Source organism: Roseomonas rosulenta, assembly GCF_016106005.1.
GTDB lineage: Bacteria > Pseudomonadota > Alphaproteobacteria > Acetobacterales > Acetobacteraceae > Neoroseomonas > Neoroseomonas rosulenta.
This window is the reverse complement of the sequence record NZ_JACADR010000057.1, coordinates 1-21,116: the sequence shown is the minus strand read 5'-3', so window position 1 is coordinate 21,116 and position 21,116 is coordinate 1. Positions and strand designations below refer to the sequence as shown.

Annotated in this window: 22 protein-coding genes; 13 read left to right on the top strand and 9 right to left on the bottom strand. The window is 66.5% G+C overall.

Going from position 1 to position 21,116, the window contains the following annotated elements; all coding sequences use genetic code 11:
* A partial coding sequence (locus HW578_RS27790) for a hypothetical protein (RefSeq protein ID WP_232478839.1) occupies nt 1–293 on the top strand: 293 nt, incomplete at its 5' end.
* A 222-nt stretch (nt 294–515) separates the two neighbouring features.
* Here HW578_RS27790 and HW578_RS09845 read toward each other — a convergent pair.
* Complete coding sequence (locus tag HW578_RS09845) at nt 516–1,319, bottom strand: hypothetical protein (protein ID WP_198370381.1); 804 nt, start codon at nt 1,317–1,319, stop codon at nt 516–518.
* Nucleotides 1,316–1,780, bottom strand: a complete 465-nt coding sequence (locus tag HW578_RS09840; protein ID WP_198370380.1) for an ABA4-like family protein — start codon at nt 1,778–1,780, stop codon at nt 1,316–1,318. The genes HW578_RS09845 and HW578_RS09840 overlap by 4 nt, the downstream gene beginning before the upstream one ends.
* A 47-nt stretch (nt 1,781–1,827) precedes the next feature.
* On the opposite strand from HW578_RS09840, the gene HW578_RS09835 reads away from it, so the two are divergent.
* A complete protein-coding gene (locus tag HW578_RS09835) occupies nt 1,828–2,490 on the top strand; it encodes a TetR/AcrR family transcriptional regulator (protein ID WP_198370379.1) in 663 nt (220 codons plus the stop codon).
* Between the two features lie 455 nt (nt 2,491–2,945).
* Complete coding sequence (locus HW578_RS09830; protein ID WP_198370378.1) at nt 2,946–3,764, top strand: MipA/OmpV family protein; 819 nt, start codon at nt 2,946–2,948, stop codon at nt 3,762–3,764.
* A 40-nt stretch (nt 3,765–3,804) separates the two neighbouring features.
* Here HW578_RS09830 and HW578_RS09825 read toward each other — a convergent pair whose 3' ends face one another.
* On the bottom strand, nt 3,805–4,254 hold the full coding sequence (locus HW578_RS09825) for a MarR family winged helix-turn-helix transcriptional regulator (RefSeq protein WP_198370377.1): 450 nt from the start codon (nt 4,252–4,254) through the stop codon (nt 3,805–3,807).
* 209 nt (nt 4,255–4,463) lie between these two features.
* Between HW578_RS09825 and HW578_RS09820 the strand changes: the two genes are divergently transcribed.
* The 4 genes from HW578_RS09820 (at nt 4,464) to HW578_RS09805 (ending at nt 7,070) form a co-directional block, all read left to right on the top strand.
* Complete coding sequence (locus tag HW578_RS09820) at nt 4,464–5,627, top strand: Acg family FMN-binding oxidoreductase (protein ID WP_198370376.1); 1,164 nt, start codon at nt 4,464–4,466, stop codon at nt 5,625–5,627.
* 2 nt (nt 5,628–5,629) lie between these two features.
* Nucleotides 5,630–5,875 (top strand): hypothetical protein, encoded by a 246-nt coding sequence (locus HW578_RS09815; RefSeq protein WP_198370375.1) that lies wholly within the window; start codon nt 5,630–5,632, stop codon nt 5,873–5,875.
* A 48-nt stretch (nt 5,876–5,923) separates the two neighbouring features.
* Entirely contained in the window at nt 5,924–6,064 is a 141-nt protein-coding gene (locus HW578_RS09810) for a hypothetical protein (protein ID WP_198370374.1), read from the top strand.
* Between the two features lie 298 nt (nt 6,065–6,362).
* A complete protein-coding gene (locus tag HW578_RS09805; RefSeq protein WP_198370373.1) occupies nt 6,363–7,070 on the top strand; it encodes a sensor histidine kinase in 708 nt (235 codons plus the stop codon).
* Between the two features lie 248 nt (nt 7,071–7,318).
* Here HW578_RS09805 and HW578_RS09800 read toward each other — a convergent pair whose 3' ends face one another.
* Nucleotides 7,319–8,032 (bottom strand): response regulator transcription factor, encoded by a 714-nt coding sequence (locus tag HW578_RS09800; protein WP_198370372.1) that lies wholly within the window; start codon nt 8,030–8,032, stop codon nt 7,319–7,321.
* The gene (locus HW578_RS09795; RefSeq protein WP_198370371.1) at nt 8,019–10,748 is read right to left on the bottom strand and encodes a PAS domain-containing protein; all 2,730 of its coding nucleotides are present in this window, start codon (nt 10,746–10,748) and stop codon (nt 8,019–8,021) included. Before HW578_RS09795 ends, HW578_RS09800 begins: the two co-directional genes overlap by 14 nt.
* Nucleotides 10,749–11,034: 286 nt before the next feature.
* Here HW578_RS09795 and HW578_RS09790 point away from each other — a divergent pair, with 286 nt between their 5' ends.
* The gene (locus tag HW578_RS09790; RefSeq protein ID WP_198370370.1) at nt 11,035–11,277 is read left to right on the top strand and encodes a hypothetical protein; all 243 of its coding nucleotides are present in this window, start codon (nt 11,035–11,037) and stop codon (nt 11,275–11,277) included.
* Between the two features lie 211 nt (nt 11,278–11,488).
* Here HW578_RS09790 and HW578_RS09785 read toward each other — a convergent pair whose 3' ends face one another.
* The 4 genes from HW578_RS09785 to HW578_RS09770 form a co-directional block, all read right to left on the bottom strand.
* Nucleotides 11,489–12,727, bottom strand: coding sequence for an extracellular catalytic domain type 1 short-chain-length polyhydroxyalkanoate depolymerase (locus HW578_RS09785; protein WP_198370369.1), 1,239 nt, complete (start codon nt 12,725–12,727; stop codon nt 11,489–11,491).
* A gap of 149 nt (nt 12,728–12,876) precedes the next feature.
* On the bottom strand, nt 12,877–13,305 hold the full coding sequence (locus tag HW578_RS09780; RefSeq protein WP_198370368.1) for a CopG family transcriptional regulator: 429 nt from the start codon (nt 13,303–13,305) through the stop codon (nt 12,877–12,879).
* A 61-nt stretch (nt 13,306–13,366) separates the two neighbouring features.
* Nucleotides 13,367–14,641, bottom strand: a complete 1,275-nt coding sequence (locus HW578_RS09775) for an NAD(P)/FAD-dependent oxidoreductase (protein ID WP_198370367.1) — start codon at nt 14,639–14,641, stop codon at nt 13,367–13,369.
* A gap of 47 nt (nt 14,642–14,688) precedes the next feature.
* Nucleotides 14,689–16,842 carry a catalase gene (locus HW578_RS09770; RefSeq protein WP_198370383.1) on the bottom strand — a complete coding sequence of 718 codons (2,154 nt, stop codon included), beginning with the start codon at nt 16,840–16,842 and terminating at the stop codon, nt 14,689–14,691.
* 223 nt (nt 16,843–17,065) lie between these two features.
* Here HW578_RS09770 and HW578_RS27785 point away from each other — a divergent pair, with 223 nt between their 5' ends.
* The 5 genes from HW578_RS27785 (at nt 17,066) to HW578_RS09750 (ending at nt 20,722) form a co-directional block, all read left to right on the top strand.
* Complete coding sequence (locus tag HW578_RS27785) at nt 17,066–17,242, top strand: hypothetical protein (RefSeq protein ID WP_232478838.1); 177 nt, start codon at nt 17,066–17,068, stop codon at nt 17,240–17,242.
* A gap of 560 nt (nt 17,243–17,802) precedes the next feature.
* Complete coding sequence (locus HW578_RS09765) at nt 17,803–18,159, top strand: hypothetical protein (RefSeq protein WP_198370366.1); 357 nt, start codon at nt 17,803–17,805, stop codon at nt 18,157–18,159.
* Nucleotides 18,160–18,250: 91 nt separating this feature from the next.
* On the top strand, nt 18,251–18,916 hold the full coding sequence (locus tag HW578_RS09760) for a hypothetical protein (protein ID WP_198370365.1): 666 nt from the start codon (nt 18,251–18,253) through the stop codon (nt 18,914–18,916).
* Between the two features lie 123 nt (nt 18,917–19,039).
* Nucleotides 19,040–19,963, top strand: a complete 924-nt coding sequence (locus HW578_RS09755; protein ID WP_232478837.1) for a hypothetical protein — start codon at nt 19,040–19,042, stop codon at nt 19,961–19,963.
* 255 nt (nt 19,964–20,218) lie between these two features.
* Nucleotides 20,219–20,722 (top strand): YciE/YciF ferroxidase family protein, encoded by a 504-nt coding sequence (locus HW578_RS09750; RefSeq protein ID WP_198370364.1) that lies wholly within the window; start codon nt 20,219–20,221, stop codon nt 20,720–20,722.
* Nucleotides 20,723–21,116: the final 394 nt, after the last annotated feature.

The window sequence follows — 21,116 nt, the reverse complement described above, 5'->3', positions numbered from 1 at the left end:
ATCAGAGGAACCAGCCGCAGACCTGGCCGGCCCCCGATCGGGGGCCGGCCAGGTCTGATGCCGCCATGTCGCCAGTGGCCTTGTTTTCCGCCGCCGCGCTGGCCTGGTTTTGCTCCGCCGTTGACACTTCTCTGGGGGGCAGCGGCTCAGCCGCCATCATCCACCCGCCCATCTTCCATCACGATGATCCGGTCGGCCAGGTCCAGGATACGGTTGTCGTGCGCCATCATAAGCGCAGTCGTGCCGCGTTGAAGGTAACACGGATGAGTTCGTGGCGCGGCGCCCTGGCGTAGCAAAAAGGTACGGTATTCCTCAATTTCCCAACAAGGATACGCTGTTCGAAGCCGCGCTACGTTCCTGCCTCGGTCCGGTGCTCGCGTGCATGGAGGCCGTGGTGGAAGCCTATCCTGGTGCTACGATCGACCTGCTGCGGATGCTGGTGGGGCGGATGGATCCTCACCGGGATCGATGACCCTGCTGGCGATCGGAGCACCGAAATCCGATGCTGGCTGCCATCAAGGCGACATAGATATTCCGGCCAGTGCTGCGGCGTAGGCACCTGCCGTCACGGCAATCCACACGCACGCAGCGACGCCGATGACGGCCGGCGTTGCTGATCGCGACATTAGCGCGACCGCAGGGAGCACCTGCATTGCATGCACCGCAAGGAAATGCGCGACGCGCAGATCTCCGCCATCGCGTGACCAGAAGAATGGCGCAAAATTCGCTGCATCTGTCGCTGTTCCGCCGACATGCGGCGTCATCATCACGGAGATCGTAGCGCCAGTGGCACCACCGAGAATGCCGCTGATTGCAAGGCCAAGTCCGACGGCCAGCCTCCAGCTCTTTCTGTGCCGCGGATCACCGCGTGATAGGACGAGGACGCCGAGCACGAATGCCAGCAAGACCAGGCTCAATGCGCCGAGCCCCATCAGCCGATATGCGAGTTCGCCAACCCGATCTGCGGCAAAGTGGCTGGGTTGCCCAAGCCCGGCGCGCAACAAGATCCAGCTTTGTTCGAACGCCGCTGCCAGTACCGTTCCCCATAGGATGATGCGCGCAATCCATCCCCGGCGCGCGGTGGGTGCCAAGAACCCCCACGCCCATGCCATGGTCCAAAACCACGCTACAAAGGAAGCGGCGAACTTCGCGGGCTTCACCCATACGGAGACACCGTTGATCGTTCGGCTGTCAATCGACGCCGCAACCAAGCAAAGCGCTACGATCGCCAGCATCAACCAGCCGAGCCGGGCAAGGACGGTCTGTCGTTGATCGAGCTCTGCAAATAGCGGGCGAAGTTTTGCGACGATCGGCGTCATCGGGCGATGCCCCTCGTCAGAAGGCCCCGCAGGCCAAGAAAAAGTAGAAGCCCGACTGGGCCGGCCAGGAATGTCGGTGGCAGACAGAGCCGGACCGCCCATGCGTTCAATTGCTCCGCTGCGGCACGACGGCACATCCAGGCGCCGATGAACATGTCGAAGGCGAGGTAGTGCAGCCACCCTGCCAGCAAAACGCCGTCGTCGCGGAACATCGCGGCGACGGCGGCCAGGGACCCGAATCCTCCCTCGGCATGCGGCGCGTACCACACCATCAGCAGTGCATAGAGGGACGCCAGCAGCCCTGGGATGCCGAGCCCGCAGATCCACCAAGTGACGAAGCGCGCCCGTGGCGCCACGACCATGGCCAGCCACCCCGCCATGGCGATCTTGTTGGCAGCCGAAAAGATTGTCGCCGGGTCCACTTTCTGCCTCATTCTTTCCAATGGAAAGTTAATGCTCATCGAAACTGTCCATTGTCAAGAATGTGCGAAAGCATCATTGTCGCTAGATGACGATCACCCCCAAGCCTAGGGGCAGACACCACCACGGCTCGTTGCGCCGTGCCCTGCTTGATGCCGTTGCCGAGATCGTGCTGGAGGCTGGGCCGGATGCGGTCAGTCTGCGGGAATGCGCGCGCCGTGCTGGCGTTTCCCACTCCGCTGCCGCTCCGCATTTCGGCGACTTGCGTGGACTGCTAACGAGCTTCGCTATCGAAGGTGAAACTCGCTTAGCGCGGTCGATGAAGGATGCAGTTTCAGCATTGCGGCCTGGCGCCGATGCCCGCGCCCGACTCGCCGCGACCGGCCACGGATACATGGCTTTTGCGCGCGAGAACCCCGCGCATTTTCGCCTGATGGTCCGAACCGATCTACTGGATACCGCGGATCCAGCATGGCGCGGGGCGGTTCGGGATGCCTGGACACCGCTTTCAGATGCCATGACGTCATTGGTGCCGGGCGCCGATGAGCGTGCGCTACGCGCGCGCCTCGCGCTCGCCTGGACCGCCGTCCACGGATTCTGTGCCCTACGTGCGGAAGGCGCGGGGGGAGACCTGTGGAATCCTGAGGATCGCGCAAAAGAGGTTGCGAACGACCTCATCGCGCTGATCGTTGCGGCCTGCGCCGCTCCCGTCGATGGCGCCGTCGCGTTGGGCGCTGCTCCAGCCGCATAGCGCCGCTGGGGCGCCACCGTAGCTCGCGCAGGTGGGCGGCGGTGTGGGTGCGGGGGCCAACTTCCAAGCAGTGCAAGTAGCGCGTAGGGCAGAGATGTCCCGTTGAACTGGCGTGCCGACGAGACCGCAACGCACGCTCCCGATCAGCCGTCGGGCCGGGTCACTCCGACGGTGAATCATTCAGTATCAAATTAAACGCTAATTTCGAGCCCGTGCATGGATTGCGCGCCATACTCTTTGCCGCCTGGGTGATCTCAAGGAAAAACTCAGTCTCCTGCGGAGCGAGCTGCTGCGTCTAGTCGACGCGCCCCTGTTACATAACTTTACGAAAGCACGATATTGACGCTGGACAGTTAATCATCGAACTATATCGCAGCAAGCAGGCGGCCACCGCATCCGAGGTTCCGACGCTTCGCGTAGCCGGCACTCCCGTCCAACCAAAAGGCGTTAGGTCCATGCATTCTATCGTCCGCTTTCCGTTGATCGCTCTAGCGGCACCGCTTCTGCTGACAGGCTTGGCCATTCCGGCCGCGGCGCAGACCGACGCGCGCATCTCGGGCTTCTTCACGCTTGGCGCGCTGTCCACCCCCGAGTACCAAGGCTCAAGCGACCGGATCATAAGCCCGCTCGTCGCCGCGCGCCTCGCCTATGGTTCGAACTACATCGAAACCGCGACACTGAGCGCAGGCCTTGGCTTGCGCGCAAATGTCTCGCCCTGGCCGGAAATCGAGTTTGGCCCATTTCTGGGTCAGCGGCGTGGCCGCTCCGACGTCGAGAACGAGCGCGTCAGGCTGCTCGAAGACATCGACGATTCATTCGAAGCTGGCGTCTTCGTTCGGGTGCCATTCCGCAACGTTCTCGACAGCCGCGACGAAGCCGCGATCGAAGTGCAATTCCAGGGTGACGTGTCCTGGACCGCTTCCGGAAACCTGCTATTTTTCGGGGGTAGCTACCGCTTCAACCCCACCGACCGCCTCCGCCTCAGCGCGCTCGCCCTCGCGACCTACGCCAGCGATCGATACAACCAGACATTCTTCGGGGTGACAGCGGCCGGTGCCGCTGCCAGCGGCCTGCCGGAATATAAGGCCAGCAGCGGCATCCGCGACGTCGGCCTGACGTTCACGGCGAACTACGAGATCACCGGTGGCTGGGGCATCACCGGTGTCGTCAATTATCGGCGCCTGCTGGGCGATGCCGCGGACAGCCCGATCGTCTCGGGCGAAGGCAACGCGAACCAACTGAGCTTCGGTCTCGGCATCAGCTATCGGTTCTGACACGGTGCCGCCGAACCGCGCACGCAACGGTATGCGTCGCTCAGACCTCGGGAACCGGGTCCTCGGCATCCCGGGCCTCATCGAGCGCGATGCGCAGGCGCCGCAGCAGCGGCAGCGCAGCCGTGACATCATCATCGCTGATGTCGCGTGCGATCGGCGCGACCGATGCGATTGCGGCCGCCACGGCCTGGTCGCGCAGCCTGCGGCCGGCCGGGGTCAGGTAGACCCGCTTGACCCGCCGATCGACTGGATCGGCGGCAACCAGCACCAGGCCGCGCGCCTCAAGACGCTGAATGGTGTTCGTCATCGCCGGGCGTTCCACCTGCACCGCCCGCGCAATCCGCGCCGGGCTGCGCCCATCGCCCATCCGCGCTAGGTGGGTGAGCACGACAAAGTGGCTCATGCGCAGCCCGTCCGGCAGCACCTTCTCGAGCCTGTGGCGCGCCAGGTGCTCGATGATCGCGACTTCGTTCAGCAGCGCGAACAGCACCGGGTCCGCGGCTCTGCGCCTGGCGTCGTCAGATATCGCGGACATGGATTTCTGCGGGTCGTCCCGATGGTGGCAGCATCGTTGCAGGATAGTCGATCGCCCCCGGCATGGGCAGCGGGCTGCATGCCGGCCGGCCGAAGCTCGGCGCCACCGCGGCCGGTCCGTCGGCGTCACGCCCCGACACCACACCCTCAACACCGGAGTGTCCGATGAGCATCCCGCGCCGAAGCCTTCTCGCGACCGCCAGCGCAGGCATTGCACTGGCACTCTCACCCTTGCCGGGTGGCCGCACCTCAGTGCGCGCGCAGCCGCTCGGCGATGCACGGCGGGCATGGACCGCAGCAACCGAAGCGCGACGCAATCCGGATCCGCGCCTGCGCGCGCTCGCCTTCGCCATCCTCGCGCCCAATCCCCACAACCTGCAGCCCTGGCTGGTTGAATTGACGGCCACGAACGAGATGACGGTGTTCTGCGACCTGGCCCGGCGCCTGCCGGCCACCGATCCTTTCGACCGGCAGATCACCATCGGTCTCGGCGCCTTCCTCGAATTGCTCCGTATGGCTGCGGCGGAGAACGGCTTCGCCGTCCGCACGGAGACCTTCCCTGACGGCACGCCTGGCCGCAGGCTGGACGCCCGGCCGATCGCGCTGCTGCATTTTGACCCAGTAGCCGGTATGGTGGGCGACCCGCTGTTTCGCCACGTGCTGGCCCGGCGCACCAACCGCGCCCTCTACGACATGTCTCGGCTGCCGGAGCCCAACACACTAGCAACCCTTACCAGCGCGGCAGTGCCGGGGGCCCATGTGGGAACGACGACGGCGCCCGAACTCACCGCAGCGCTCCGCGACCATGTCTGGCGCGCCTTTCGTACCGAAGCCCTGACGCATGAGCCCCACATGGAGAGCGTCAACGTCATGCGGATGGGCCGCGCGGCGGTCATCGCGAATCCGGACGGTATCTCGCTTGACGCCGCCGAACTCGAGCCCCTGGTCGCCCAGGGCATCCTGACACATGCGGCGATGGCCTCACGTGACTCACCGGTGTTTCGGCAATTTCTGGCCCTATACGAAGCGCCCGTTCTTGCGACCCCCGCCTTTCTCTGGCTCGTGACACCCGATAATTCGCGTGCCGAGCAATTGCGGGCTGGCGCCGACTGGCTGCGGCTAAACCTTCAGGCAGCGGGCCTTGGGCTCGGACTTCATCCGCAAAGCGCCACCCTGCAGGAATATCCGGAGATGGATGGTTTGCTGCGCGACGTGCACGACCTGCTCGACATCCATCGCGGTCGGATCCAGATGCTAGCCCGCCTCGGCTATGCGTCGCCGGTTCCACCGTCTCCACGCTGGGCCGCAGATACACGGATAAAGCACTGACGATGATGTCGGTGTTCGATGGCTACCGCGCCGGGGCGATGCCGCATTCGGGCACATTCAACAATAACGTGCTGTCGATGACGGCCGGGCGCGTCGCGATGGGCGAGATCTTCGACGATGCCGCGGCCGAGGCGCTGCGCGATGCGCTGAACGCAGTCTGCGTGAATCATGGCGTGGCGATGCAGTTCACCGGCATCGGTAGCATGATGCAGCAGCATTTCCGAACCGGCGCCATCCTGCGACCCTAGGCCGCGACGGCGGAGGAGGACGCACTTCGGGAGCTGTTCTTCCCCGATATGCTGTCGGGCGGGCTGTACCTGGCGCGGCGCGGCATGGTGGCGCTCAGCCTGCCGATCGACGATGCCGAATGCGCCCGCTTCGTCGCGGCGGTCGAGGAATTCTGCGCGTCGCGAAAGCCATTGCTTGCTAAGGCCTGAGCCGCACATGTTTCGCCACGGGGCGCTGGCCGCAGGCCGGATTACAGCGAACTCTGCCGGCACCTCTCGGCCGAAGCGCCGAGCGAGGCACGCGCAAGGTCGGGCCGCCTCAACGTGGAGGGAGTGCACCCGGATTCGAACCGTCGCCGCTGCTACCGGGTCCCCGGGAGGCAGGGCGGCACGGTACGGGCATTAGGTAGTGCTGCGGAATTGGTTCCACCGCGCGCAGACCGGATGCTTTGAGCCACCTGCGGCGTCGCCCGCCCCCCGCCCGGTCGCGCGCAGAATGGAGTCCGCCGTGACGGTACACATGCAATTCCGACTCCCTTCACGCATGCCTTTGAGCGATGGTCGGGCTGCGAGCCTCGAGCATGACGATCCGGCTGCGAGAGAGCTTCTCCGCGAACTTCGCGACATGCTTTTCGTAGTCGCCGGCGCGACCTCGGATGTTCTGCCAGGCGTCGACCCGGATTCAGCCGCTGTTCTCGATCGCGTCCTGAACGCCACCAAACGAGCCTCCGACTGTGCGAGGAGGCTCGCCGAGGTCATCGACGCGCGCACGGGAACCCGTACGAGGATATCGTTCGACACCAACGCACGCCTGCGTGCTCTGCAGCCTACGCTTGACGCGCTACTGCCGCCCGGCGGCGCGTTGCGCCTGCGCCTTGCAGCAGGCCTTTGGCGCAGCCAGGGCGATCCCGGGTGTTTCGATGATGCCGTGACAATGCTCGTGCGCCGAGCGGCCGATGCCATGCGGCGCCAGGAACATGCAGCGCCGATCGCGATCCTGACGCGCAACCGGGCATCGGCGCCGCCGAACGGCCAGGTGCGGGTTTCGATCGTCTCCGACATTTCCTGGGTATCGGACGTGTCCACGTGTGACCGAGACTTCAGGGATGTCTGTGACGCTCTTGCCCGCTGCGACGGCCGGCTTCTGGGCAATGATCTGCACGGCCTGCGCGGGGTGGCCCATATCGACCTGCGCCGATCATGGTCGCAGCGCTGAGGGCCTAGAGCAGATCCCGATCAGGTGGAATCATTTGATCGGGTGAAGATGCTCGTCAAAACAACAGGCTAGAGGCGTTGTAGCGAGCCGAGGCGAGCGGAAACGGCTCTAGATCCTGACGGCTGGTTCGACGCCCGCCACGAGACGGGGAGGCGTCCGGTCAATGCTGCCGCGAGCGCCAGCGCTTGCGCACGCATCGGCGCCGAGGCAGCGCGGACCTTCAGCCTGCCGGTCGGCGCGGTACCTGCTCAGGCTTCAGTAATCACGGAGGCGTAATCGGTGAAGGCCGCTTCGGCCTGAACCGCCAGGCGGACGGCATCCGCGAAGGAGCGCACCCCCAGCCGTGCCATCATCCGCGCGCGATGAATCTCGACCGTCCGAGGGGAAAGACAGAGCAGGCGGGCGACCTCCTTGTTCGGACGCCCGCCGGCGAGGAGTTGAAGCACCTGGCGCTCGCGCGGCGAAAGCGTCGCGATCCGGGCGCGGGCAGTCTGGCGCGTCCCTTCGTCGCCCTGAGCGGAGGGCGCTTGCTTGGGGCAGTCCAACGCCGCTTCGATCGCCTTGAGGAGCCGCTCCTCGGTGCAGGGCTTCTCGATGAAGTCCGCCGCGCCTTCCTTCATGGCGCGCACCGCGACCGGCACGTCGCCGCGCGCGGTGATCATGATGACCGGTCGCTCAATTCCCGCTGCACGCAGGCGTCTGAGCAGCCCGAGCCCGTCCAGGCCAGGCATGCGCAGGTCCGTCAGCACGCAGGCGATCGGCATTGTGACGCGCGGGAGCGCGTCGAGAAACGCCTCGGCCGATCCATGCAGCACGGCGTTGAGGCCCGCGGCACGGAGCAAGAGCCCGAAAGCGACACGCACGCCCTCGCCGTCGTCCACCACATGAACGGCGGCTCCTTGCGCGAGTTGCGCCACGCGCGCCGCGGCGGGGTCTGCGTCTGAACCGTCAGGCTGGGCCATGGCTTGCATCCAGGTCCTCGCTATTATGCGGGCGGCCGTCGGGGGCGTCGATCGGCAGGGTGAAGCGGAAGACCGTTCCGCCGCCGGCATTAGCCTCGGCGCGGATGCTGCCGCCATGCGCCTCGACGATGGATCGGCAGAGCGACAGGCCGATCCCCATGCCATCCGGCTTGGTCGTCACGAAGGGCTCGAAAAGCTGCGCCGCGACCTTTGGTGGAAGGCCCGGGCCGTTGTCGGCGACCTCGACCTCGACCATCCCCTCCCGCACGGCGGCAGACACGGTGACGGTCCGTGGGACCGGTGCCGTCGGCTGCTCCGCCATAGCCTGGATGGCGTTGCGCAGCAGGTTGAACAGCAGTTGGCGAAGCTGGGCACCATTGGCCAGCACGTGCGGTGTCCCGGCGGGGATGGCGTTGCGGACTGCGACGTCCGACCCGCTGAAGCCGACCATGGCGAGGAGGCGTGCATCCTCGACGAGTGGCGGCAGCGCTTCCGAGCGCCGGACCGCGCCCCGCGGTTCGATGAAGCCGCGAAGCCCCTCCAGGATGGCGCCGGCGCGCGCAATCTGGCTTTCGGCATGCGCATGCGCTTCGTCGAGATCCCGCCGTAGATCTGCCGAAAGCCCATCGGCCGCGCGCCTCGCCAGCCGCCAGGCGCCCTGCAGGGCGAGCGCCGCCGCCGTCAACGGCTGCGCCAACTCGTGCACGAGGCCCGACGCCATCACGCCCGCGTCGGCGAGCCGCGAGACGTGCAGGAGCTCGTCCTGCAGCGTCTGGAGGCGCGCGCGCGCGACCTCCCGGTCGGTGACGTCGATCGTGACACCAAGCATTCGGCGCGGCTGGCCGTCGCCATCCTCGCCGAATGCGCGGCCGATCGTCTGCAACCAGCGCTCGGCGCCATCGTCAGCGCGCCGGATGCGGTAGACGATGTCGAAGCGATCACCGTCGCGGCAGCCAGCCAGTGTGGCTTCTATGCTGGGGCGATACTCGGGGAGGACACGATCCCGCCACATCGCGAAACTGGCACGTCCCGCGGGATCCGGCCGGTAACCCAACAGCGGGAAGTGGTTCTGGGACCAGCGGGCATCTCCGGTTGCGACCACGCGTTCCCAAGTGGCGAGGCCCGTGGCATCGATGGCCATGCGCAGGCTCAACTCGGCCTCGCGCAGCGTCGTCACGTCCACCACGAGCCCGGTGAAGCGTGTCGGTCGGCCTGCCGCGTCAAGATGCGTCCTGCCGTGCGCGGCCAGCCAGCGAACGGCCCCGTCGGTCCGGACGATGCGATACTCGCAAAAGTAGCCGCCCTCTGCGAAGCTCGCCTCGACAGCGGAGCGCGCGCGCTCCCGGTCCTCATGATGGACCTGCGCAAGCCATTCCTCGGTCGTCCGGTGCCCGGGGCCCGCGGGGTCGAGGCCGTAGAGGCGGCAATACCCGTCGGAGCACGCCGCGTCGCCGCTCGCGACATCAAGGTTCCAGAGCCCCGCGCCAGCCGCATCCAGCGCGAAGCGCAGCCGCTCCTCGGCCTCCATCAGCGCTGCTTCCGCCATCTTCCGGTCGGTCGCGTCAACGACGACGCTGGTGAGGAACGACGGGCGCCCAGTGTCCGTGTCGCGAACCAGCGAGACTGTCGCATTGGCCCAGATGACCGCCCCGTCCTTGCGCAGGAATCGCTTGTCGCCGGAGCGGTAGGCGATGCGCCCGGCTTTCAGGGCCGCGATCTGCTCGCGCCCGGCGGCGAGGTCGTCGGGATGTGTCAGATCGACCCACGACCGGCCCCGCAACTCATCGGACGAGTCATAGCCCAGCATGGCCGCGAGGCGATGGTTCACACGGATCCAGTTTCCTTCGAGATCGGCATCGATGATGCCAACGGCCGCCTGTTCGAAAAGGGCACGGTCGCGCTCCTGGCTCTCATGAAGGGCATGCAACTGGCGTATCGCGTCCGTCCTGTCGCGGTTCACGCCGATGCCGCGCAGCGGCGTCCCGTCGGGCCCATAGGTGAGGGCAGCGATGCATTCGACCTGGCGGATCTCGCCATCTGGGCGCCGTATCCGGAAATCGAGGCGGATGTTCGCCTCCCGCCGCGCCAGCGTGCCCGCCAGGCTGGCTTCGAGCCTGGCCAGATCCTCGGGCATCACCGTGGGGCGCCAGCTCTCGTAGCGGCCGTCGAAGGCCGCGCGGTCGATGCCGTAGATCCGCAGAAGCTCATCGTTGTATGTCACGGTCCCGGCGGCGATATCCCATTCGAAGAGCCCGATGTCCGCTACGGCCTGGGCGAGCCGCAACTGCAGTTCGCTTTCATGCAGCCGCGCCTCGGTCGCGAGGCGGCCGCCGATATCGGCGACAGTTCCGGCCATCAGGGTCCCGGTGCCGTCAGGGCCGGCCAGCGTCCGGCCGCGGAACTCGAGGCCATGCACCGAACCGTCCGGCCAGCGAACCCGGATTGCACAGCGCAATAGCCCAGTTCGCCTGGCTTCGGCGACCGCAGCGAGGAAGGCGGGGCGATCGTCGTCGATCACCTGTCGCGCCGCGGCCGCGAAGCCCCAGTCCTTCTGTGGTGCCTCATGGCCGAACAGTTGATCGTGACGCTGCGACCGGGTCAGCGCGAGGTCGGTCGCGAGATCGATCTGCCAGATGCCGAGGTCCGCAGCCTCGATCGCGCGCGCCATCGCGTCGCGGTCGGCTGGGGCAGCATCGTCTTGAATCGCAGTCGGCATGACCCGGACCCGTCAGTGGTTCCAGAACGCCGGCCAACGGGCCGGATGACCAGCGGATGGACCATCCGTTGAGATCGGCGTCACGAGTTCCGCTCTTAGCGTGACGGCCGGCGGGAGACTTGCGCAACATCAAGGATGCCACGCCGGCGGGCCGCTGAATTGGGGTATTACGTAGTTTTCCTTAAGCGTTCCACCCGATAGCGATGGAGAGCCATCCCCAGTTAGCTCGTGCCTGCCGCGATCGACGGCTTCAGCCGATTTCCACCGCGAAGGGGAGAGCAGGGCGATGTCTTATGCGCACAGGCAAGGCGTAGGTTCGGGCGTGCCGCGACGGTCGAAGCGATCCGCCCGGGTGGGCAGCGCGCGCCGGCTGGCCAAGCCGGTGCAGGTCGAGGAGGCGTGGCAGGCAAAGCTGCGCCATGACTTTGTTATCCGCCTCTTGGAGAACCGCCTCGATTTCGGAGTCATGGTCCCCGTGGCCGAGGTCGACGTGCCGCGGCCAGCGACCGAGGCGCCACCCGTTGCCTGAGGGTGCTGGGCCAGGCGGCGCTGGCGCGAGCGCTAAGCGAGCGCGGCGTACCTGCACCGACTGGCAGCGGGGCGTGGGCGCATACGATTGTCGCGAGGATCCTGGAGCGGATGGCTCCGGCGGCTGTTGCGGCGGACGGATCGTGAAGCGAGCCGCCGGCAGCCGTTCGCCATCGTCTCAGCCACAAGAACCAGCGCCCCTCCGCTGAAGGTCAGAAGGCATCGCCTTCCAGGGAATGCTGCAGGAAGAAGCGCAGCATCTCGCGCGATGCATCGGGGCCGCGTGGGTCGGTGTACGATCCTTCCGCGCTCCCGCCAGACCACGCATGGCCACCGCCATGGACCAGCCATTGCTCGAGGACCGCTTGGCCTGCGGCATCGATATGGGTGGTAAGGGTATAGTCGCGCCCACCCGGCACCTGCCCACGCCGCACCTCGATCCGCAGGGCGCTGTCACCAGCGGACTGGGCGATGACCTGGTCGCCATTGCGCGGATGCACCGTGCTGTCCTTGTCGGCGTGAAACACGATGGTCGGAACGAGGCGGCCGTTGCCCGTGGTGGCCTGGTCCGTCGCGCCCTGGCGCATGGCGGCGAAAGCCGAAGGCATGTCTCGGGCCGCACCGCACGCCAGCCCCGAATGCACGCCGACCGCCGCATAAAGGTCGGGATAGGCTGACGCCATGATGGCCGCCGCGGCGCCGCCGGCAGATAGTCCTGCAACATAGACGCGCCGGCCATCCACGGCATGGTCGCGCATGGTCTCCTGGGTGATGCCGGCGATCAGCGCGGGTTCACCGCGGTCACGCTGCTGATCCCCGGGGCTGAACCAGTTCCAGCACTTCTGTGCATTGGCCGAATGCGCCTGGTCCGGATACGCGATCAGGCAGCCATGTTCCTCGGCAAGCATGTTCATGCGCGTGCCGGCGGCGAAGTCGTCCGGCGATTGGGTGCAGCCGTGCAGCATGACGACCAGCGGCATCGACTCACCGTTGGCGGTGCTGGGGATGTAGAGCTTGTAGTTGCGGCGTCCGGCGTGGTTGCTGAAGGACCGCGTCACGAACTGTGCGCCATCAGGCAGCGTCTCGCTCGTCCGCGACAGCCCGCCTCCGTCGATCTGGTCGAGGAACCCGCGTAGCGCCTCGGGCAGCGGCGGCGTCATCGCTCTGCCGCGACGACCAATGGACCAGGGACTGGCACCCTTCCCGAAGGGTCCGGAGGAACCCTGGGCCGCAGCGGGAACGGTAGCCTCTCCGGTTTCCGGATCGACATCGATGATCCGCGGCCGGCGTCCAGGCGCAGCATGCGCCTCGCCACCAGGCGCCGCCGCGGGCTTTGCGGACAGCCTGTCGCCACGCAGCGCACTCTGCAGCAGGGCGGTGGCTTCGGTCAGCTTGCCCGCGCGGGTGAGCAGCGTCGCCTCGAGCATGTGGTCGGGAAGCGTCTCGTTCATGTCAGGAGCTTTCAATGCACAGACACGGGCCAGCCTTCCTCGTCGGCAGACTGGCCCTGCATCCGTTCGCGGGATGACGGGGGAAGGCGTCGGCTGGTGCCGCCGCCCAGGGAGCGACGGATGGTCGGACGCGGATCGGCTTCCGCCGATCAGATCATGCGGTCGGCCAGTGCGGCCTTCACCGCAGCGCTGGCTTGGAGTGCCCCGAGGACGGAGATCGAGCAAATCGTCGCGCGGGCCAGTTCGGGCGTGACGTCGGCTGCGATGCTGGCGAGGCCGAGCACCCGAATCTCGAGCTGCTCGCCCGCCGCGCGAAGCGCTTCGAGATCCGCCCGGCCAAAGTGCCTCAGCCCGAGATCCAGGCGCTTCCTGACGACTGACTGCTTCGTCGCGTCAGCATGGCGGTCGATCTGATTACGGATCGCAGTGCGGATGAAGTCCGTCCTGTTCGAATAGAAGCCGTCCTGCACCAGCAGATCGATATGTCCCAGATCGACATAGCCGAGGTTGATGGTGATCTTCTCCGTATCGCTGCCGGACTTTGGCCGGAGCGTTTGCACATTGTCGGTCTTTTCCATCCGTTCACCATCCATGTGGATGGTATGTGGATGTCGCAGTCGCCCGTTCAAGCGCCCGGGCTCAACCAAGGCGAAACAGATCCGCATCCGGATCCGGTAGCCCCAGGATGGCCCGCTGGATCATTTCCGCCGCGATGGCGCTGAAGGTGATGCCATTGCCGCCAAACCCCATCACGGCGTAGCAGCGCGGTGCGCCGGGCACCTCGCCGATGGCTGGCAGTCCGGTCGAGCTTTCTCCGAAGCATCCGGCCCAGGCGAAGGCAGGCGCCGTGTCGAGCGTTGGCAGAAGGCGCTTCAGCTTGCGGCCGATGCGCGCCACCTTCGTGGGAATCAGTGTGTCGCGCTTCGCCTCATCCTCGAACGCCGCATCCTCCCCGCCCGCGACCACGCGGCCGTCACGCGTGGTTCGGCAATAGAGGTACGGATCCGACGCCTCCCAGATCAGGCACCGGCTCGGCCACAATGCCTCGGGCTGCGGTGGCGTTGCCATGGCCCAGGTGGAGATGATGCGGTAGCCCCGCGGCTTGAGGAGCTTCGTCAGCGCGTAGCCGGTGGCCAGGACGACGCTGCCTGCGGAAATGCTGTGGCCTGTATCCGTGCTCAGCGTCACGCGCCGCTTGCCGGGGGCGATGTCGATGATGTCGACCGGCGCATGCAGCATCGCGCCTCTTTTCGCAGCGGATCGCCACAGGCCGCGTGCCAGCTTGGCCGGATCGACCTCAGCCGAACCGGCCGACCAGATCGCGCCGGGCTTGTCGATGCCGGTGAAGCCCTTCAGCGTCGGGCGGTCGATCAGGATGGAACGCAGCCCAATGCGCTCCCGCGCCGCGGCCTCGCAGCGCAGGCCGGCGGCGTCCAGCACGTTGCCCGGCAGATAGGCGGAGTGACGTTCGCGGAAGTCGCACCGCAACCCCAGATCGGCGATGCGCGCATGAAGCCGCGTCACCCCGCTGGCGGATCGCCACCAGGCGCGAGCCGCACGTGCCAGCCCGATGCGTTGGCCCAGAGTGCTCAAGGGCTGATCGATCTCGAATTGCAGCATGGCGGTACTGGCTGGCGTTGAGCCCCGGACAAAGCCCGCGCGGTCGAAGACGGCCACGTTCAGCCCAGCCTGCAGGAGCGCGTCGGTGACCAGCGCCCCGCTGATGCCCCCACCGATGACGGCGACATCGACCTTCAGATCGGCATCGAGCGGCGTCACCGCCGGAGCACGACCGCCATCGATCAGCCAGAAGGGCATGCCGGTGCGCAGCTTCAGCGGTTCGATCGCATCGATCGCATGCAGGGCGGCACGGTTGAACTTCGCGCGACCTGACCTGGGTGGAGCCTCCGCCATGTCAGTTTCGCCGGGTCAAGACATGGTGTGCCGCGATCGTTCGGCGATCAGCCACGCTTCTGGCGAAGCGGTGCAGGATGGGTCGATGCTTTTGGTGGTGGCGGCAGGGCGGCTTCGCGTTCCCAGAACCGCATTGTCCTGCAGCGTGCGACAAACGCAGCGGCGTCGGTCTTGGCGCGCAGCGCGACGAAACCGCCGTCGCCGATCGGCACGCCGGCCTTGTCGAAGAGCATTCCAGCTGCGTCGGAATGCGCGATGAACTTGCAATGCGCAAACGCGTCCGCGACGAAGTCGCGTGTCGCCGGCATCAATGCAAGAAGCGTTGCTCCCTCGGCAGATGGCAGGATGGCGACGGCGTCGAACAGCACCGAGGGTCCTGCGACCAGGGCGTGATGCACCGCGATGGTGCTGCCGTCACTCGCTACGATCCCGGCTATCGTCGGCGCCACCAGTTCGAGTGTTGCGCCCTCCGCATCCAGCGCCGTGCGCAGTGCCTTCAGCAGCACCGCGTCGCTCCCATCGGTCACCAGGGCGCCGACCGTGCGGCCGCTAAAGTCGGGCGGCAGGTTGGACAGCAGGCTCAGCGCCGGAGAGGGCGGCAGGTCGGTGCGGACTACGCGCGCCGCCTCCGCCGCCGCCGGCAACCTCGCGATTCCGAGCTTTCCGGCGACAGCCGCAGCCAGCGCCGCATCCACATTCAGCAGGTGCGAGATCACACGCAGGCGAACCGCCGGGTTCTCCACCTTGCCGAGCTCGAAGGCGAAGGCGTCGCGGATATGGCCCTGCTCGACCTTGGTCTGGCTGATGTAGAATTGCCGCGCCTGGCTGTAGTGGTCGGCGAAGGCTTCCGGGCGCGCACGCAGCTTGCCGCCTGCCTCCTCGGCCGGATGGGTGACGAAGCCACGCCGTGGCGACTCGCGCGGACCGCCCAGGGCACCGCCCCAGGAATTGGGTTCGTAGTTCGCCCGACCCTTGGGATTGTGGAACGCCATGTGCCCGTCCTGCTGGAAATGGGCGAAGGGGCATTTCGGCGCGTTGATCGGCAGATGGACGAAGTTCGGCCCCCCGAGCCGCTTCAGCTGGGTGTCGAGATAGGAGAAGTTGCGGCCCTGCAGCAGCGGATCATTGGTGAAGTCCACGCCGGGCACGACGTTCTGGGTCATGAAGGCGACCTGCTCGGTCTCGGCGAAGAAATTGTCCACCACCCGATCGAGCACGAGGCGCCCCACACGGCGGATCGGCACCAGTTCCTCCGGGATCAGCTTGGTGGCGTCCAGCACGTCGAAATCGAAGCTCTCGGCGAAGGCTTCGTCGAACAGCTGCAGGCCGAGTTCCCATTCCGGATAGTCACCCGCCTGGATCGCAGCCCACATGTCGCGCCGGTGGAAGTCGGCATCCGCACCATTCAGCTTTACCGCCTCGTTCCACACCACGGACTGCATGCCGCGCTTGGGCTTCCAGTGGAACTTCACGAAGGTGGAGCGCCCTTCCGCGTTGACGAGGCGGAAGGTGTGAACGCCGAAGCCCTCCATGAAGCGCAAGGAGCGCGGGATGGTGCGGTCGGACATCGCCCACATCAGCATGTGCGTCGATTCCGGCGTGAGCGACACGAAGTCCCAGAAGTTGTCGTGCGCCGTGGCCGCCTGCGGGAACCCGCGGTCGGGTTCGTCCTTGGCGGCATGGATCAGGTCGGGAAACTTGATCGCATCCTGGATGAAGAAGACCGGGATGTTGTTGCCGACGATGTCCCAGTTGCCTTCCTGCGTGTAGAGCTTCACCGCGAAGCCGCGCACGTCGCGCGCCAGGTCCGGCGACCCCTTGTTGCCGACGACGGTTGAGAACCGCGCGAAGGCGGGCGTGCGTTCGCCTTTGCGGGCGAAAATGTCGGCACGCGTGATCTCGGTCAGCGGTTCGTACGTCTCGAAGAACCCATGCGCGCCGAATCCGCGGGCATGCACGACGCGCTCGGGAATGCGCTCGTGGTCGAAGTGGAAGATCTTCTCGCGGAAATGGCTATCCTCGATCAGCGCCGGTCCGCGCACGCCGGCGCGCAGGATGTTCTGGTCGTCTGCAACCGGCATGCCCTGCTGTGTGGTGAGCACCGGGACATCGCCGCCGGACGTCTGATGGATCTCCCCGCCGGCGCCGCGATGGTTCTGCGGCTCGTCATGGGAAGGCTTCGGCTGGCGTGGTCCTGGCATGGCTGCGGATCCTCGATGCCGAATCTGGCCGAGGCAGAACGCCGGAACGCGAGCGAAGGTTGCTCGTACGCCGGCAGACGGCAGCGATGGCCCCGCGTTCGCTGCTTCTGCCTTGAAACGTGATCGGCTGCAGTGGCAACGCCCGGGTTGTCCTCTCGTTCTACGCTGACCCGCCGAACGAAAGTACGCACCCATCATGCCGCGTTTGCGCCGAAACCCCTTCATGAGCCTCTGGCTCAGCGCCGCGAACCGCGTGGCCAGTACCGGCCGTGGCCTGGCGATGGCCGCCACGCGGCGCCAGCAAGCGACGACCAGTGCGACGGCCGCGAAGGAGATCAGCAGCTTCTGGACGCGCGCCCTGCACGCAGCGGCGAAGCCCCGTCGCCCGAAGGGAGGATGATGGTCGCCTGTCCGCGGTCAGGGCGCAAAGCGCGTCTGCGCACGGCCATCCGCATGCAGGCGCGCTGCAGAGTTTGCCAATCGCGACGTTGCGCCAGGTCGCGCCCTCCCGATCGTGTGCCAGTGGGGTTGTCGGCCCGCTCTGCGCCGCTGAGCGCTGGACGAGCACCCAACTTCCAACCGAGGCCGGCATGACGGGCCTTGGCAGCACAAGGTCGTGGTTCATCCACGCGAGCATCTCGAGCGCCATGTAACTGACCGCATTCCCCGCATCCCTATAATCGATACCAACAAATATTAATGCGCCTACATTCACTCGTAAATTCCGAAGCGGGATGCTGCAACTTTTCGCTCGCGACGTCGTTTTATTTCTAGAACGCCGGATTTGTTCGCGGCCTTCTATCCCCTCTTTTTGAAGGAGCCGTCATGAGATACGGAACACTCAGCCTTTTATTCGTTGGCGCGTTGGCTGCCGGTGCTTCGGCGCAGGCACCTCCGGCGCAGCCACCTGCTCCATCAGCACAAGCGCCTTCGGGAACGTCGCCGGCAGCCGTACCGCCGATGACGACCAGTTCCCCGACACCCACGAGCCCGGCTCGTGGCGAAACTCGCGCCGATGCGGCAAGCACAACCATCGTTGATGTCGGGACGCTCGAAGCCGGCGCCAACAGCTTCACGGAAGGCCAGGCGACAGCCCGCTTCGAGGATGCCGGCTTCACTGGCATCCGTGCACTGGTCAAGGACGACGCCGGCTTCTGGCGTGCACGTGGCATGCGCAACGGGTCGGCCACCGACCTCGCCATGGACTTCCGCGGCCGCATCGCCGTGGGTCCGGGTATCGCCACGCTGCCTCATCAGGGCAGCGCCAGGGGCGCGACATCTGCGCCGCCGAGCGCCACCCCGGCGACGCCCCGCTAGACGTTCCGGTCACTCTCGAACGGCGTGGGGACAGTTTGGCTGGCCATCGCCGACGACAGTTCCAATACCAGAGAATCCAAGGAGTTCGACCATGACGATGCGCACGCGAACCTGGCTGTTCGACAACTACACGCAGGCGGCGGACACTGTCCGCGATCTGGAAGCGGCTGGCTTCACCGATAGCGACGTCAGCATCATGGGCAAGAATTCGGCCGCGCCCGCGACCGTGAATGCCGAGCCTGAGAGTGTCGCCGCGGTCGGCGCGTCCATCGGTACCATTGTCGGAGGTGGTGCCGGCCTGATGGCTGGCCTCGGGGCACTGGCCATTCCTGGCGTCGGGCCCATCGTTGCCGCCGGGTGGCTCGTCGCCCTGCTGACCGGCGCGGGCGCTGGTGCAGCAGCGGGCAGCCTCATCGGATCGCTCACGGGTTCGGGCGTCAACGAGAAGGAGGCGCACGTCTATGCCGAAGGCGTCAGTCGTGGCGGCTCGATCGTGACGGTGCGCGCCGATGATGCGCGCATGGCACGCGTGGAGGACATTCTCGCGCGCCACGCGCCGGTGAACATCGTTGATCGTGAGGCTGACTACCGCGCGGCAGGTTGGCGCGCCCACAGCAGCAGCAATCCCACGCGCGGCACGTCGCCCGATGGCACACCGGGCAACCCCCCCGGCACGATGGCGAGCCGTGCCGTGGATGAGATCGCCGGAACCAATGTCAGCGGCGCGCGTCCCGAGAACGAGGGGCGGCGGGGCTGAACGCCGGATCGTCAGGCCGCGCCTCATGGTTCCGCGCGGCCTGTGCGGCTTGCTTCACGCACCACGGCATCGTTGACGGCTCACCCCAAGACAGGAGGCCCCTATGGGTCGAAGCATACTTCTTTGGATGATCGGCATTCCGATCCCGATCATCATTCTCCTCGCACTGTTGTGGCGATGAGAGCCGCTCAAGTTGTCGCCGGCGGAACCGTCGGCGACACCGTGGAGAGCGAGGTATCCGCCGTCTCGTGGCCGGCCATCGTAGCCGGCGGCCTGACGGCTGTCGCGACGACGCTGATCCTGCTGATGATCGGCGCGGGACTCGGCTTCTCCTCCGTCTCGCCCTGGACTGGGGAGGGCGTATCCGCGACCTCCCTGGCCATCGGCACGGTCGTCTGGCTGATCGTCGTGCAGTGGCTGTCCTCGGGGGTCGGCGGCTATGTTGCCGGTCGCCTGCGGACGAGCTGGACCGGCGTTCATCGTGACGAGGTCTTCTTCCGCGACACGGTTCATGGACTGCTTGCATGGGCCTTGGCGACGATGATTAGCGTGGCGCTGCTGAGTTCGGCCGTCGGCACAATCATCGGTGCCGGTGCGCGGGGCGTTGGCGCGGTCTCGGAAGGGGCCATGCACACGGCGACGGCCGCGATCGGCCCGGTCAGCCAGTATGACCTGGATGCCCTGATGCGCCCCGCGCAGGTCGGCGCGGTGCCAAGGGATGCAACCGCGATGGATGTTGCGCCCGAGGTCATGCGCATCATCGCCAATGGGATCAGCATCGGCGATGTGCCGCCCGCGGAACGCGCCTACCTCTCGCAGATCGTCGCCACACGTGCGGGGATCTCGCAGGATGACGCGCGGCAACGGGTGGATCAAACCATCGAACGCGGCAGGCAAGCCGCTGTCCATGCGCGTGAGGTCGCCGAGACCGCGCGCAAGACGGCAGCGAAGGTTGCTCTGTTCGGAGCTCTGGCGATGCTGATCGGCGCGTTCGTGGCTAGTGCCGCCGCCGCCTTTGGCGGCCAACTGCGCGACGAACCCTCCTGACTCGGCGGTGGCACGGCCCCATCGTCCGGGCCGTGCCACGGCGCCTCTTCTTCTTCCTCGACGCATCAGCTTGACACTTGCGTGACCGCTTTGCGCCGCGGAGACCTTCTTGTCGATCACGACGTTACAGTTGTGGCCGATGGCGGCAATCGTCAGATCGGGAGGGCCGGGCGCCGTGGCGCCACACCTGCCGATGCACAGGCGGGTGCGCTCCGGTCGCATCATACATCCCGACATCTTGGAGAGGATTGCGACATGGCGACGAAGTCGATGAACGATCTGTTCCTGGCCACCCTGCGCGACATCTACTACGCCGAAAGGCGGCTTCTGAAGGCGCTACCGAAGATGGCGCATGCCGCGGAGAACGAGGAGCTCAAGCAGGCCTTCACCGATCACCGCGAGGAGACGCAACAGCATGTGGAGAGGCTGCAGCAGGTCTTCGAGGCGATCGGTCAGCGAGCGCGAGGCAAGACCTGCGAGGCGATCGAAGGATTGATCGGCGAGGTCGAGGAGCTGCTCGGCGATGCGCCGACACCGAGCGCCGTCCGGGATGCAGGGCTCATCGCGTGCGGCCAGGCGGTCGAGCATTACGAGATGGCGCGGTACGGCGCTCTGGGGAGCTGGGCCGAGGGCTTGGGCCACGATGAGGCAGCGAAGCTGCTGCAGCTGACCTTGGCGGAGGAGAAAGCCGCCGACGCGTTGCTGAACCAGATCGCGATCGATGCGGTTAACGGTGATGCCGTGAAGGCGGCTGCCTGATGACGGCGCGCGAGCCCGTGGAGGGTCTCGCCGCCCAGGTATTCCTGCGCAACCTGGCGCTTGAACTCACCGCTGTGGGACCGGTGGCTCGCCATGGGCTTCCATCCTTCGAAAACCCGGCACCCCGGTCAAACCATTCCTCATCCCCTGCCTGCTTCCAGGGGCCCACTCCACACGGCGGTCCATTTTCCACGCCGATTCACAAACGGGGCCTCCGGAGACCCGATCCGGGCCATTTCCGGCCCCCGGCGGTCAACAGGTCAGGGCTGTGAACGGCGGAGAGAAAGTCGGCCACTGGAGCGGCGGCGTGATGCTGCTGCGGGCGGAGTAAAACCCGTCCAGTGGTGGGCGTCCTACCTTGATGGATCAGGTTGGGGCGCCGGGAGATGTTCGT

Coding starts and splice junctions, on each gene's coding strand:
- HW578_RS09845 (WP_198370381.1), bottom strand. CDS start 1,319: ATGACGCCGATCGTCGCAAAACTTCGCCCGCTATTTGCAGAGCTCGAT.
- HW578_RS09840 (WP_198370380.1), bottom strand. CDS start 1,780: ATGAGCATTAACTTTCCATTGGAAAGAATGAGGCAGAAAGTGGACCCG.
- HW578_RS09835 (WP_198370379.1), top strand. CDS start 1,828: ATGACGATCACCCCCAAGCCTAGGGGCAGACACCACCACGGCTCGTTG.
- HW578_RS09830 (WP_198370378.1), top strand. CDS start 2,946: ATGCATTCTATCGTCCGCTTTCCGTTGATCGCTCTAGCGGCACCGCTT.
- HW578_RS09820 (WP_198370376.1), top strand. CDS start 4,464: ATGAGCATCCCGCGCCGAAGCCTTCTCGCGACCGCCAGCGCAGGCATT.
- HW578_RS09815 (WP_198370375.1), top strand. CDS start 5,630: ATGATGTCGGTGTTCGATGGCTACCGCGCCGGGGCGATGCCGCATTCG.
- HW578_RS09810 (WP_198370374.1), top strand. CDS start 5,924: ATGCTGTCGGGCGGGCTGTACCTGGCGCGGCGCGGCATGGTGGCGCTC.
- HW578_RS09800 (WP_198370372.1), bottom strand. CDS start 8,032: ATGGCCCAGCCTGACGGTTCAGACGCAGACCCCGCCGCGGCGCGCGTG.
- HW578_RS09795 (WP_198370371.1), bottom strand. CDS start 10,748: ATGCCGACTGCGATTCAAGACGATGCTGCCCCAGCCGACCGCGACGCG.
- HW578_RS09790 (WP_198370370.1), top strand. CDS start 11,035: ATGTCTTATGCGCACAGGCAAGGCGTAGGTTCGGGCGTGCCGCGACGG.
- HW578_RS09785 (WP_198370369.1), bottom strand. CDS start 12,727: ATGAACGAGACGCTTCCCGACCACATGCTCGAGGCGACGCTGCTCACC.
- HW578_RS09780 (WP_198370368.1), bottom strand. CDS start 13,305: ATGGAAAAGACCGACAATGTGCAAACGCTCCGGCCAAAGTCCGGCAGC.
- HW578_RS09775 (WP_198370367.1), bottom strand. CDS start 14,641: ATGGCGGAGGCTCCACCCAGGTCAGGTCGCGCGAAGTTCAACCGTGCC.
- HW578_RS09770 (WP_198370383.1), bottom strand. CDS start 16,842: ATGCCAGGACCACGCCAGCCGAAGCCTTCCCATGACGAGCCGCAGAAC.
- HW578_RS27785 (WP_232478838.1), top strand. CDS start 17,066: ATGAGCCTCTGGCTCAGCGCCGCGAACCGCGTGGCCAGTACCGGCCGT.
- HW578_RS09765 (WP_198370366.1), top strand. CDS start 17,803: ATGACGACCAGTTCCCCGACACCCACGAGCCCGGCTCGTGGCGAAACT.
- HW578_RS09760 (WP_198370365.1), top strand. CDS start 18,251: ATGACGATGCGCACGCGAACCTGGCTGTTCGACAACTACACGCAGGCG.
- HW578_RS09750 (WP_198370364.1), top strand. CDS start 20,219: ATGGCGACGAAGTCGATGAACGATCTGTTCCTGGCCACCCTGCGCGAC.